This is a genomic window from Sorangium sp. So ce1335 (assembly GCF_051521615.1).
GTDB lineage: Bacteria > Myxococcota_A > Polyangia > Polyangiales > Polyangiaceae > Sorangium.
Genome location: NZ_CP150363.1, coordinates 4,063,389 through 4,076,424 on the forward strand (window position 1 = coordinate 4,063,389; position 13,036 = coordinate 4,076,424).

The following is a 13,036-nucleotide window of genomic DNA, read 5'->3' on the forward strand; positions in this document are numbered from 1 at the left end:
GCGCGCTGCGCCGAGGCGCGTCCACCGCGCGCCGCGCCCCGGCGCCGCGCGCGGCGTCAACGCTTGCCGCGCGGCAGCCGGGCGCCTGACACGAGCAGGGCGTGGCGCAGGGCGTCCTCGAGCTCGGCGAACGTCTCGAACGTCCGCGCGTCGCTGCCGAGCTCCACGATCGCCTGCGCGACCCTCGGCGAGATGCCGGAGATCAGGCAGCGGCTGCCGAGCAGGCTCGCGGCGCGGGCGACCTGGAGCAGGTGGTCGACGGTCGGCGCGTCCACGTCCACCACGCCGGTCAGATCGAGCACGGCGAAGTGCGCCTGCGTGCGGACGATCTCGCCGAGCAGCTTCTCCATGATCTGCGTGGCCCGGCCGCTGTCGAGCGCGCCGATGATCGGCAGCACGAGGACGCCCTCCCACGCCTGGATGATCGGCGTCGAGAGCGCGCGGATGGCCTCCTGCTGCTGGCGCAGGACGCCCGCGGTCCGCTCGCGCTCGGCGTTCTCCTCGGCGAGCATCCGGTTCTTTCCCTCGAGCTCCTCCGCGTACGCCTCGAGGCGATCGATCGACTGGCGGAGCTGGTCCTCGAGCCGCTTGCGATCGGTGGTGTCCCGCATCGTCACGGCCACGCCGTCCTGGATCGGCACGATCTGGTGGTGCACCCAGGCGCCCGGGCGCGACGCCTCGCCGGGCGGCGCTGGCAGGAGGACCTCCTCCTCGTGCGGCGCCCCCCTCCGAACGACGCGCAGGCACCTGTCGAGGAGGACGCCGGCCTCGATCGAGTGACCGAGCTCCGACAGGCGCTGCCCGAGGAGCTCCTCGCGCGGCATCGAGAGCATCGCCGCGGCGCGCGCGTTCAGCCCGGTGACCACGAAGTCGGCGACCTCGTCGCGCTCGTCGCGCCGGGAGGTCATCGTGAGGAAGGCGTCCATGCTCGCCTCGACCGCCGCGTGGAACCGCGCCTCGCTCGCCCGGCGCTGCTCCTCCGCGCGCCGGCGATCGGTGATGTCCTCCGCGACGATGAGCAGGTTCGTGGACTCGCCGGCGCCCGGGATCGTGCTGACGTGGTTCGCGTACCACGCCCGTTCCCCGCTCGGCTCGATGCCGATCATCTCGTAGCGCGCCCGCCCGCCGGTCCTGAGCACGGTCTGGAACGCCTGCCTCGCCATGTCGTGGGACTCCGGCGGCATGAAATCGTAGACGCTCCGGCCGAGGACCCCCTCCTTCGGGTCCGCCGGAGACGGCCGGTTCACGGAGACGATCCGCGCGTCCTCGTCGGCGACGATCAGGAAGTGCGGGATGCCCTCGTAGAGCGCCCGCAGCTTCGCCTCGGACTCGCGGAGCGCAAGCTCCGCGCTCTTGCGCCGCGTCACGTCGCGGGCGACGAAGTAGACGAGCCCCTCGTCGAGCGCGAGCATCGCGTTCCACTCGAGCCACCTGTACGACCCGTCCTTGCAGAGGAAGCGGTTCTCGTAAGTCAGCGTCTGCGCGCCCGTCGAGAACGTATCGGTCTCCGAGAGGGTGCGCGCCTTGTCCTCGGGGTGGATGAAGTCGACGTACGGCCGCGCCATCAGCTCCTGTCGGCTGAAGCCGAGCGCGCGTTCCCACGAGGGGCTGAGCTCCTTGAAGCGCCCGTCGAGCGTGGCGATGCCGAGCATGTCGATCGCGAGCGCGTAGAGCCGTCGCTGCTCGTTGTCCTCCTCGCGCACGACGGCGCGCAGGACCGGCCCGGCGCCGTCCGGGAGGGCGAGCCGCGCGAGCTGCGTATCGGCCTGGACGAAGCCCCCGCCCGGTCGCCTGTAGAGCCAGCGGAACCGCTGCGGTTCGCCGCGGTTCGCGGCCTCGATCTTCTGCTTCAGCCCGTCCGCGGACGGCTTCCCGTCGGGCTGGAGGAGCGGCGAGATGTCGGCGAGCTCGCGCCCGAGGAGCTCCTGCGCGGGCCCCGAGAACAGCCGCGTCGCGCTCGGGTTGGCGTCGATCACGCGGCCGTTCTCGAGGAGGAGGAGCGCGTCCTCGGCCGCCTGGAACGCGGCGCGGTGGAGATCTCGCTGGCTCATGGTCGGCGCCTTCCACCGTCAGGAGCGCCACGCTGTCGGGTTGTCCTCTCGACCTCGATTGCCAATCAGCACCTCGAGCGGCCGCCGTCCCCACCGCTCGGTCGCTGCCGCAACGGCCCATTGTGCAGGAAGCCTCGTTGGAGATCGAGGCCGATGCGCCTGCTGCTCGCGCGCGCGTCGCGCATCGCGCGCTGTTGGCTGCCTCCCATCTGTCTGCCGTGTGTCGTCACTGCCGTCCTCTGCCCTGTCACCCGTCGCGCGCGTCGTGGTAGCGTTGGCTCGTGTCGGGGAGGTTTGCTTCTGCACGGCCTGCTCTCGGGCGTCCGGCGCGCGGCGTGAGGGGCCCGCGATGATCTCCGAGGCGTGTGGGCTCTGTGCCTGGCCGGCGAGCCTCGTCGTCGAGGACGTGCAGCGGCACAAGAGCGCGCTCATCGACGTGGCGTTGCGGATCCGCTCCGAGGGCAAGGAGCCGCTCGCGCGCGTGGCCTTCCGGGGCGCGCTGTACTGGCAGCGGTGGCTCCTGACGAAGGAGCCCGGGCTTCACGAGGAGGCGCGCGTCGTCTCCGGCCTGGAGTTCGCGCGCGAGGCGGGCGACTGGAAGGAGGCCGATCTGCTCGTCGCGCACGCCGATCGCTCGGCCGCGCTCGCGGCGCTGCCGTTCGTCGAGCACTGGAAGAAGCTCGTGGCGCAGCACCTGCCCGAGCAGGTCAGCGACGAGCACGAGCTCGAGGAGGCATTCCAGGAGTTCCGGCGTCACCCCAGCGAGCAGGCCGCCGAGGAAGTTCGTCGTTGCGCGACGGCGATCGCGCCGCTCGGCTCGCCGGTCCCTGTGCACACCATCCTCGCGCGTGTCGCCACGGATCTCGGTCAGACCGACGAGGCCGAGTTCCACCTCGCCGCGCTCGTCGTCTGCCGCCCGCTCTGGATCCCTTACGTCGTCCAGCTCGCCGAGCACCAGGCGAAGCTCGACCTCCCCCGTGCCCTGCGCACGATCGAGGCCGCCCGCCGCCTCTTCGGCCCCGACTTCTGGCTGCCGATGTAGATGTCGCTCCCCCCGACAGCGCCAGCAGCCGCGCGGATCACCCCCCTCGCCAGCCGTGGCTATCTCAGGCCAGCGCCAGCGTCCGCATCCAGCCGCTGATCCGCGCCCCCGCCGGCTTGGGCCACCCCATGCGCGCGAACCGCTCGAGGAGCTGCGGCGTGTGGTCCCCCGTCCGGCTGTCCTTGAAGGACGCCCGCGCCGCGTCGAGCTCCCGCGCCGCCTCGTGGAACCGCCCCTCGTGGTACGCGAGCCACGCGAGCGTCAGGTGCCGGTGCTGCCGCGGCTCGGCCTCGGCGAGCGCCACCGCCTCGCACGCCATGAGGTGCTCCCGCGCCTGCTCCGCGTCCCCGCGGTGGAGCGCGATCTGCGCGAAGAGCAGCCGCGCCTCGACGAGCCCCCACGGATCCGCCAGCGTCTCGTAGATCCTGCCGGCCGCGAGCGCGTGCTCCTCGGCGAGCTCCGGCGCGCCGGCGTCGAGCGCCACCATCGAGAGGAGCCGCTCGCACCCCGCCTCTCCGCGCGGGTTCGCGAGGTCGCGGAAGCTCTGCCGCGCCGCGAGCGCGCCCACGCGCGCCGCCTCGAAGCGCCCGAGGCGGTGATCCACGTGCGAGAGCGTCAGGTCGCACTGCGCGAGCCCGAGCCGGTAGCCGATCGCGTCGAAGTCCGCGCGCGCCGTCGTGAGCAGCTCCCGCGCCGCCTCGGAGAGCGCGCCCGCCTGCTCGACCATGCTCTGGAGCAGCAGGCACTGCGCCCGGCCGAGCCGATCGCCGACCTCGAGGAACCGCGCCTCCCCCGAGGCGAGCACAGCGCGCGCCCGCGTGTGCTCGCCGAGCTGGTAGTCGATCTCGCCGAGCAGCACCTCGCACTGCGCCTGCCCGTGGCGGTGGCCGATCTCGTCGAAGATCGCGTGCGCGCGCGCCACGAGCCGCCGCCCCTGCGCCTCCGCGCCGACGTCCGACGCGATGTGCCCGAGCAGGCGCAGGCAGTGCGCCTGGTTCTCCCGGTCGCCGGCGTGCTCGAAGATGCGCCGCGCCTCCTCCGCGTCGCGCCGCGCCTCGTCGAGGCGGCCCGCGAGCCGGAGCGCCTCGGACCGGAATCGCAGCTGCGTCCCGAGCCGCGTCCCTGTCAGGATGGGCCGCACCTCCACGCCGCCCCGGAGCCCCGGGCGCGAGTCGCTGCCGGGCAGCTTGCCGTCGAGCACCGCGAGATCGCGCAGCGTCGCGGAGATGTCGCGCGAGCTCTGCCAGTGCGCCGCCACGTGCGCGTGCATGAGGTCCGCCGCCTCGTCGGTGTCGCCGGCGCGCAGCAGGTTGACGACCCGGTGACGGAGGATGCGGCGGCTCGACGCCGCCGGGTGCGCACCGAGCGCGTCGGCGGCGGCGCGGAAGACGCGCGCCGCGTCCGGCTCGAGGACGAGCTGCGAGAGCAGGTGCTCCTGGAGCAGCGCGTGCGGCCAGCGCAGCCGGTCGCCCACGGCGAGGAGGATCTGCGCGCGCTGCATCGCCGCGATCGCGCGATCCGCCGGGACGTCCAGCGTCTCGAGCAGCGCGCGCAGGATCTCGCGCCGGATGTCGCCGCCGAGCGCCGCCGCCGCGCGCGCGCCGCACCGGAGCTCGGCGGGGAGCGCCGCGAGCCGCTCCTCCCAGAGGTCCGCGGTGGTCGACGCCTGCACGGCCATGGACCCGCGCGGCACGAAGTACTTGCCCGCGCGGAGCTGGAGGTGGCCGCCGCCCGCCCACGCGTGCAAGAGCTGCAGCGCGAACAGCGGGTTGCCCTTGCTCCGCGCCGTCGCCGCCTCGGCCGCCGCGTCGTCGAGCGGCAGCGTCTCGCGGAGCAGCGCGTGCGTCTGCGTCGGGTTCAGCGGGGCGACGTCGAGCCGCTCCCCGCCGTACGCCGCGAGCGCCCCCTCCAGCCGCCGCGCCGCCGGCGGGTCGCACTCGACCGCCTCGCTCCGCACGGTCGCCACGATGAGCAGGCCGAGGTTCGGCGCGTCCCGGTGGAGCGTGAGGAGCCCCTCGAACGTCGTCGACGAGGCGTAGTGCAGGTCGTCGAGCCAGAGCAGCACCGGCCGGTCGCGGCCGATCCGCTCCAGCGTCTTGCGGATGATCAGCCAGCGGAGCTCCGGGCGATCCAGGCGGAAGCGCTTCCCCGTCGGGCCGACCGCCTCGCTGCCCGGGGGCGACGGCTTGATCCACTCGGCGGTCGCGGCGACCCAGGTCTTGCCGACCTCGTCCTCGGGCGAGACCTCCCAGAGGTTCATCAGCACCTTCTCGACGATCTCGCGCTCGGCCCGCTCCAGCCGGTAGTGCTGGGTCACCGCGCCGAGCACGCCGTCGAGCGGCGCCGCGATCCGCCGGTAGCGCGCGCGGAGCGGCACCATGAGCGCGCGCTCGTGCACCTCCTCGCAGAGCCACTCGGCCAGCCGGCTCTTGCCGACGCCGGCCTCGCCCGCGAGCAGGACGAACCTGTGCATCGGCTTCGGCGCGTCGACCATCTCGGCGACGACCTCCATGAGCCGCGCCCGCTCGCCGGTGCGCGCCACGAACGGGCTTGGCCGAAGGGCGAGCAGGCCGGTGGTCGTCACGGACGGCGGCGGGTCGTCGTCTGGAGGCTCGATCAGCTCGGGCGTGAGCAGCTCCTTTCGGCTCGGGGGCAGCCGGCCGGTCGTGAGGAGCGCGATCGGCAGCGGCGTCGCGACGACGCTCACGTCGGTGCGCGGCTCGAACCGCTTCCACACCCGCCGCGCGTCGCCGGCGAAGTCGAACCGGTGCCACGGCCGCTTCGCGAGCAGCCGCTTCGCGAACTTCGCGACGTCGCCCGGCACCTCCGGCGGCAGCGGCAGATCCGGGATCGGCGCGCTGCGGTGCTGCTGGAGCAGCTCCTCGTTCGTGCCGTCGTAGACCTCGCCGCCGGCGAGCAGCGCGTAGAGGATGCAGCCGAGCGCGTAGAGGTCCGTCGGCGGCCCGACGTGGGGCGCCGCGAAGCGGATCTGCTCGGGCGCCATCCAGCCCGGGGTGCCCGCGCCCCAGCGCACCGTCGGCTCGCTCTCCCTGGAGCCGTCGAGCCGGTGATCGACCCGGTCCTTGATGAGCCACGCGAGCCCGAGGTCGAGCACGTGGACGAGCGGCGGCTCGCCGCCGTGCTGCAGGTCGACGAGGACGTTCGAGGGCTTCAGATCGCCGTGGATCACGCCGCGCGCGTGCGCGTGCGCGAGCGCGCCGAGGACCTGGTCGATCACGCTCCAGATGATCGGCCAGGGCAGGGGGTTCTCGAGCCGCGCGAGGTAGAGCCACTCGTGCAGCGACCGCCCCGGGACGGCGTCCATCACGAGGTACGGCGTCCCGTTCGCGAGCGCCCCGAAGTCGCGGGCCTTCACGAGCGCCGGGTGCGAGAGCCCGGCGAGCGCCCGGGCCTCCTCCTGGAACCACCAGGCGTCCTCGGGGCGCGCGGCCGTGCCCGATCGGTCGAGCAGCTTCACCGCGACGCGCTCGTCGATCACGAGATCGCGGCAGAGATAGACGACGCCCATGCCGCCGCGACCCAGCTCGCGGCGAACCTGATAGCGACCGGCCAGGATGGTGCCCGGTAGAAAGCCTTCTTCGGACATGGCGGTGAGCGGTCCGATGATAGCCGTGCCGGCCGGGCCCGGTAGGCTCATCTCGCGGGGGCGACCCGGGGGCGCCGGGCGCGGTTCGTCGTGTCGCGGAAGCGCAGCGATGCTAGGTTCCCCGACATGGATGCCGCCGTTCGCGTGCTCGCGTTCGCAGGCGCGAGAGATGTCCTCGGCGCCGGAGAGGTCGCGCTGCCGCTCGCTGGCCCCTGTACGGCGGCGGAGCTCCTGGATCACGTCTGCGCCCGATATCCTGGGCTCACCCCCTACAAAGGCTCGATCCGGGTGGCGGTGAACGGTGTGTATGCGACGCCGAGCGATCCTGTAGGTTTCGGCGACGAGGTGGCGCTCATCCCACCTGTGGCGGGCGGCTAGGGAGACCCGCGAGAGACCGCATGGCATCTTCGATTGGCCTCGATCCGGCGCCCGCCTCGGCAGACGCATCGGCCCTGCGGCGTCGCTCGCTGCCGCTCATCGGCGGCGGCGAGGCCGCGCGACGCGCCGGCGTGATCCCGTACCGGGACGGCGCTGTCCCCGCGCCCGGCGCGCGCGCGATGCCCCCGCCGCGGAGCGTGCGCATCTCGGTCACGGACCGGTGCGACTTCGCGTGCACCTACTGCCGCCCGTCGCGCCACGACGGCTACGCCGACGGCCGGCTCATGACGCCCGCCTGGCGCACCATGTTCGAGGCGCTGCGCGACGCCGGCGTCAGGCGGGTCCGCCTGACGGGCGGCGAGCCGCTGCTCCACCCCGACATCGTCTCCATCGTCGCGTGCCTCGCCTCGCTCGGCTTCGACGATCTGGCGCTCACGACGAACGCGTCGCAGCTCGCGCGGCTCGCGCGGCCGCTGCGCGACGCCGGGCTGCACCGCCTGAACGTCTCGATCGACACCCTCGATCCAGCGCGTTTCCGCGAGGTGACGCGCGGCGGTGATCTCGCCCGCGTGCTGGAGGGGCTCGACGCCGCGCTCGCGGCGGGCTTCTCGTCCATCAAGCTGAACACGGTCGTCCTGCGCGGGGTGAACGACGACGAGATCGAGCCGCTCGCGCTCTGGGCGTGGGAGCGGCGGATGGTCCCGCGCTTCCTCGAGGTCATGCCGATCGCCGAGGGCGCCCGCCTCGTCGGCGATCACCTCGTCACCGCGGCCGAGATGCGGGCGCGGCTCGCCGAGCACCTCCTCCCGGAGGAGGCGGTCACCGAGCCGGGGCTCGGCCCGGCCCGGTACGTCCGGGCCCGCCACGACCCGTCGCTCCGCGTCGGGTTCATCACGGGGACGAGCGACACGTTCTGCGAGAGCTGCGACCGCCTGCGCGTCTCGTCGACGGGCGTGCTCCGCCCGTGCCTCGCCACGGACGATGGGGTCGACGCCTCGCGCGAGGCGAAGGCTGGCGACAGGGCGGCGATCCGCGAGCGCCTCGACGAGGCGTGGCGCCTCAAGCCGGACGGCACCGTCTGGAAGGGGTGCACCGAGGAGACGGCGTCCTCGGTGTCGATCCGCGCCATTGGCGGCTGAGGCGGCGGCTGACGCTGCGGCTGGCCGGCGCGGCTCCGGGGCACGGTTCGGCTACCGGTCCCGCGGGCTGCCGTGTCAGATTCCCGCTCGATGTCGCGAACCATCGATCCACCCGGCAGTTCCCCCGGCGATTCCCCCGGCGAGGGCCAGGCGCTCTCGACCCACCTCTCCCCGAGCGGCGAGGCCCGCATGGTGCCCGTCGAAGGCAAGCCGGTCACGCACCGCCGCGCCGTCGCCTCGGGCGCCGTGCGGATGCGCCCCGAGACGATCGCGCGGGTCGCGCGCGCCGACGCCCCGAAGGGCGACGTGCTGGCCGCGGCGCGGATCGCGGGGATCATGGCGGCGAAGCGCACGCCGGAGCTCATCCCGCTCTGCCACGGGATCGCGCTCACGCACGTCGCGGTCGAGCTCGACGTGGACGAGCCCTCCGCCGAGATCCGCGTGACGGCGGCCGCGGAGGCGCTCGATCGCACCGGGGTCGAGATGGAGGCGATGGTCGCGGTGAGCGCCGCGTGCCTGACGATCTACGACATGCTGAAGGGGATCGACCGCGAGATGGTGATCTCGGAGATCAAGCTCCTCGAGAAGAGCGGGGGCCGCTCCGGCCACTTCCAGAGGAGCGCGCCGTGAGCCGCATCCGCACCGAGCCGCTCCGCCTCGACGAGCTCATCGCCGCCGTGTCCCACCCGGGCGCGGGCGGCATCGCCACGTTCCTCGGCGTGGTCCGCGACGTGAACGACGGCCGGTCGGTCACGCTGCTCGAGTACGAGGCCTACGGGACGATGGCCGAGGCCGAGCTCGAGCGGATCCTGGCCGAGATCGCCGCGGAGATCCCCGGCGTGCGCGTCGCCGCGACGCACCGGGTCGGCGCGCTCCAGATCGGCGACGTCGCCGTGGCCTGCGCCGCGAGCGCGCCGCACCGGGGCGAGGCCTTCCGCGGGTGCCGCCTGCTCATCGATCGCATCAAGGCGCGCCTGCCGATCTGGAAGCGCGAGCACGGCCCGGACGGGCCTTACTGGGTCGGCTGGGAGGACGCCCGCTGCGGCGGCGAGCACGAGGAGCACCACGGGCACGCGCACGGCCCCGGCGGCGCGGCGCCGCCGGGGGGCGCGGGCGTCTAGAACAACGACGATGAGGCAGCGAGAAATCAACCGCCAAGGCGCCGAGGACGCCAAGAAGAAGACAATGCCTTGGCGTCTTGGCGGTTCCAGGTTCTGCTCGTTCCAGGCGGGTTCAACCCGTTTGTTGCTCTAGCGCGCCCGCAGGCCCGCCGGCGGCGGCGGCCGCGTGGAGAGCGGATCGTTCTCCCTCAGGCGGTTGTTGTGCCGGATGTCCGTCCCCTTCACGAGGAACACGACCGACTCCGCGATGTTCATCGCGTGATCGGCGATGCGCTCCAGGTACTTCGCGATCGACTGGATGCGCGTGGCCCTGTACACGGTGCTCGGGTCGCGGCTCATCGTCTGAAGCACGTCCTGGAAGATACGGGCGTAGTGCTCGTCGATCACGTCGTCGCGCGAGAGGAGCTCCTTCGCGCGCTCCCAGTCGCGGGCGACGAGCGCGTCGAGCGCCTCGTGCACCACCTCGATGGCCTCGTCGGACAGGCCCTGCAGCTCCCCGGCCGGCGCGAGCGGCGCCTCCTCGTTGAGCTCCTGCACGCGCTCGCAGACGTTGACCACGAGGTCGCCGATGCGCTCCAGATCGGTGACGATCTTGAGCGCCGTGGTGACGAAGCGCAGATCGGAGGCGACGGGCTGGCGCGTCGCGAGGATCCTCATGCAGAGCTCGTCGACCTCGCACTCCAGGCTGTTGATCCGACGGTCGAGCCGTATCGTCGCCTTGGCGAGGCCCGTGTCGCGCGTCGCGAGGGCGGTCGAGGCCTTCTGGATCATCTCCTCGACAAGGCTGCCCATCAGCAACAGCTTCTCTCGAAGCGTGCGTAGCTCGTGCTCGTAGACCTTGCTCGTGTGCGACGTCGGCATGAATCTCCCCGCTCCCCTCAGCCGAACTTACCGGTGACGTAGTCTTCCGTCTTGCTTTCCTTCGGGTTGGTGAAGATTGTCTCGGTCCTGTCGAACTCCACCAGATCCCCCATGTAGAAGAAAGCCGTGTAGTCGGAGCACCGCGCGGCCTGCTGCATGTTGTGTGTGACGAGCACGCAAGTATAGCGCTGTTTCAGCTCGTCGATGAGCTCTTCGATGCGCGCGGTGGCGATCGGATCGAGCGCTGAGCACGGCTCGTCGAGCAGGATGACCTCGGGCTCGACGGCGAGCACGCGCGCGATGCAGAGCCGCTGCTGCTGGCCGCCGGAGAGCGAGAGACCCGACTGGTCGAGCTTGTCCTTCACCTCGTCCCAGAGCGCGACCTGGCGCAGGCATTTCTCCACGAGCCCGGTCGGGTCCTTCACGGACACGCCGTTCAGCTTGTGTCCGGCGAGGACATTCTCGCGGATCGACATGGTGGGAAAGGGGTTGGGCTTCTGGAACACCATGCCGACGCGGCGCCGCAGACGCACCGGGTCAACGGCCTTGTCGTAGATGTTCACCCCGTCGATCATGACGGAGCCCTTCGCCGTGGCCCCGGGCACCTGCTCGTGCATCCGGTTGAGGCAGCGCAGGAACGTCGACTTGCCACAACCGGACGGCCCGATGACGGCGGTCACGTGGCCATCCGGGATGTCCAACGTGATGTCGTGGATTGCGTGGAACTTGTGAAAATATGCGTTCAGCCGGGTGACGCTGATCTTCGCTGGCGGCGACTCGGTTCCGGGGTCGACGGGCTGTCCGTCGACCCCGTTGACCTCGAGCGCTCTGCGACGCTGGCCGATCTGTGCATTGTGCGGTGAGTCGAACGAGCTCATCGATTGCCTTTAACGCGCCTTGACGCTCCGGGACGTGACGATGCGAGCGAGCAGATTCAGGAAGAACACGATGGCGATCAGCACAAGAGCGCCCGTCCAGGCCTCCTGTTGCCACTGGGGGTAGGGCGACGTCGCGTTGCGCCAGATCTGCACGGGCAGCGAGGCGATGGGGCGGTCGATGGCGAGGCTCCAGTACTGCGAGCCCAGCGCGGTGAGGAGCACCGGCGCTGTCTCGCCGGCGATGCGGGCCACGGCGAGCATGACGCCGGTGCCGATGCCGGGAGAGGCCGTCCGGAGCACGACGAAGAGGCTCGTGCGCCATTCAGGGACGCCGAGGGCGAGCGACGCCTCGCGCAGGTGCGCGGGCACGAGCTTGAGCAGCTCCTCCGTCGTGCGCGTCACCGTCGGGAGCATCACGATCGCGAGCGCGACGCCGCCGGCGAGCGCGGAGAAGCGCTTCATCGTGACGACGACGAGCGCGTAGACGAACACGCCGATCGTGATCGAGGGGACGCCGCCGAGGACGTCCGCGATGAACCGGATGGCGCTCGCGAGCTTTCCCCGCCCGACCTCCGCCAGGTAGATGCCGGCGAGGATGCCCGTCGGGAGCCCGATGCAGGAGCCGATGGCGATCAAGAGGAGCGTGCCGACGACCGCGTTGCCCATGCCGCTCGGCGACTCGCCAACCGGCTTCGGGAGCTGGGTGAAGAAGTCGAGGGAGAGCCCGCCGAGGCCCTTGCTCACGACGTAGACGAAGATGAGGAACAGCGGGACCAGGACGACGACGGCGCTCGCGACGCAGAGCCCTTCGAAGAAGTAGCCGCGCGCGCGGCGCAGGCGCTCGCCGGGCGTGGGCGCGAGCAGCGTGCGTCGCGGGGCGCTGGACGGCCTGGCAAAGGGGGGAGGGGCCTCGTTGCTCATGCGCGCCGCTCCAGCTTGCTCTTCGTCGAGCTCACGAGCCACCGGGCGAAGAGGTTGAGGACGAGGGCGACCCCGAAGAGGAGCAGCGCGATCTTGGAGAGCGCCGACACGTACATGTCGCTCGTCGCCTCGACGAACTCGTTGGCGATGACGCTCGACATCGAATACCCGGGGTGCAAGATCGAGGCGCTCACCTTCGGGACGTTGCCGATCATCATGGTGACCGCCATGGTCTCGCCGAGCGCCCGGTTCAGCCCGAGGATGACCGCCCCGATGATGCCCGAGCGCGCGGACGGCAGGACCGCGTAGCGGATCGTGTCCCAGGCAGAAGCGCCCAGGCCGACAGCGGCCTCGCGGTGGAGCTGGGGGACCGCCAGCATCACCTCGCGCGACACCGAGGTGATCGTGGGGACGATCATGATCGCGAGGACGACGCCCGCGGCGAACATGCCGAAGCCGAGCGGCGGGCCCTCGAAGAGGGGCAGGAAGCCGAGGTACTTGATGAGGACCGGCTCGACGGTGTCCCGGAGCCACGGGCGGAGCATGGCGATGCCCCAGAAGCCGTAGACGACGCTCGGGATGGCCGCGAGCAGCTCGACCATGAAGCCGAGCGGCTTGCGGATGCGGTGGGGGGCCAGATCCGACAGGAAGATCGCGAGCCCGAGCGAGACGGGCACCGCGAGCGCGATGGCGATCAGCGAGGTGACGATCGTGCCGTAGATGAACGGGAGCGCGCCGAACTGCTCGCGCGCCGGGTCCCACACCGTCCCGGTGAGGAACCCGAGGCCGAACTTGTCGATCGCGAGCCGCGAGGACCGGACGAGCTCCAGCACCATCAGCAGGGGCACCGCGAGCACCGTCAGGCCGAACAGCGTCAAGATCGCGCGGAACGCGCGGTCTGCACCGCGCGCCCCCCGCGCCACGTCGCCCGCTGTCGTCGACGAGGCAGCTTGTTGCATCGGGACTTCTACAGTGCTCATGACCTACCTGCGCGCACCGCGGCGCGGGCGCCCGGCGGAACCGCCGCTCGCGCCGCGC

Annotated in this window: 11 protein-coding genes; 5 read left to right on the forward strand and 6 right to left on the reverse strand. The window is 72.1% G+C overall.

Features of this window, described 5'->3' with window-relative positions; genetic code table 11:
- Positions 1-56: 56 nt before the first annotated feature.
- Positions 57-2,051, reverse strand: coding sequence for a PAS domain S-box protein (locus WMF24_RS15030; protein ID WP_437737089.1), 1,995 nt, complete (start codon positions 2,049-2,051; stop codon positions 57-59).
- Between the two features lie 349 nt (positions 2,052-2,400).
- Between WMF24_RS15030 and WMF24_RS15035 the strand changes: the two genes are divergently transcribed.
- Positions 2,401-3,093 (forward strand): hypothetical protein, encoded by a 693-nt coding sequence (locus WMF24_RS15035; RefSeq protein ID WP_437737090.1) that lies wholly within the window; start codon positions 2,401-2,403, stop codon positions 3,091-3,093.
- 64 nt (positions 3,094-3,157) lie between these two features.
- Here the strand turns inward: WMF24_RS15035 and WMF24_RS15040 are convergent, their stop codons facing one another.
- Positions 3,158-6,700 carry a protein kinase domain-containing protein gene (locus WMF24_RS15040; protein ID WP_437737091.1) on the reverse strand — a complete coding sequence of 1,181 codons (3,543 nt, stop codon included), beginning with the start codon at positions 6,698-6,700 and terminating at the stop codon, positions 3,158-3,160.
- A 126-nt stretch (positions 6,701-6,826) separates the two neighbouring features.
- On the opposite strand from WMF24_RS15040, the gene WMF24_RS15045 reads away from it, so the two are divergent.
- The 4 genes from WMF24_RS15045 to WMF24_RS15060 all read left to right on the forward strand — a co-directional run bounded on the left by WMF24_RS15045 (position 6,827) and on the right by WMF24_RS15060 (position 9,338).
- Positions 6,827-7,078, forward strand: a complete 252-nt coding sequence (locus WMF24_RS15045; protein WP_434047350.1) for a MoaD/ThiS family protein — start codon at positions 6,827-6,829, stop codon at positions 7,076-7,078.
- Positions 7,079-7,098: 20 nt separating this feature from the next.
- Positions 7,099-8,217 carry a GTP 3',8-cyclase MoaA gene (gene moaA, locus WMF24_RS15050; protein ID WP_437737092.1) on the forward strand — a complete coding sequence of 373 codons (1,119 nt, stop codon included), beginning with the start codon at positions 7,099-7,101 and terminating at the stop codon, positions 8,215-8,217.
- Between the two features lie 90 nt (positions 8,218-8,307).
- Positions 8,308-8,847, forward strand: a complete 540-nt coding sequence (gene moaC / locus WMF24_RS15055; protein WP_437737093.1) for a cyclic pyranopterin monophosphate synthase MoaC — start codon at positions 8,308-8,310, stop codon at positions 8,845-8,847.
- Positions 8,844-9,338, forward strand: coding sequence for a molybdenum cofactor biosynthesis protein MoaE (locus WMF24_RS15060; protein ID WP_437737094.1), 495 nt, complete (start codon positions 8,844-8,846; stop codon positions 9,336-9,338). The genes moaC and WMF24_RS15060 overlap by 4 nt, the downstream gene beginning before the upstream one ends.
- 129 nt (positions 9,339-9,467) lie before the next feature.
- Here WMF24_RS15060 and phoU read toward each other — a convergent pair whose 3' ends face one another.
- The 4 genes from phoU to pstC are packed head-to-tail and all read right to left on the reverse strand — an operon-like array spanning position 9,468 to position 12,957.
- Complete coding sequence (phoU, locus tag WMF24_RS15065) at positions 9,468-10,199, reverse strand: phosphate signaling complex protein PhoU (RefSeq protein ID WP_437737095.1); 732 nt, start codon at positions 10,197-10,199, stop codon at positions 9,468-9,470.
- A 17-nt stretch (positions 10,200-10,216) separates the two neighbouring features.
- Positions 10,217-11,077: a phosphate ABC transporter ATP-binding protein PstB gene (gene pstB / locus WMF24_RS15070; RefSeq protein ID WP_437737096.1), complete on the reverse strand. Its 861-nt coding sequence runs from the start codon at positions 11,075-11,077 to the stop codon at positions 10,217-10,219.
- A 9-nt stretch (positions 11,078-11,086) separates the two neighbouring features.
- Positions 11,087-11,998, reverse strand: coding sequence for a phosphate ABC transporter permease PstA (gene pstA, locus WMF24_RS15075; protein WP_437737097.1), 912 nt, complete (start codon positions 11,996-11,998; stop codon positions 11,087-11,089).
- A complete protein-coding gene (pstC, locus tag WMF24_RS15080) occupies positions 11,995-12,957 on the reverse strand; it encodes a phosphate ABC transporter permease subunit PstC (protein ID WP_437737098.1) in 963 nt (320 codons plus the stop codon). Before pstC ends, pstA begins: the two co-directional genes overlap by 4 nt.
- Between the last annotated feature and the right edge of the window lie 79 nt (positions 12,958-13,036).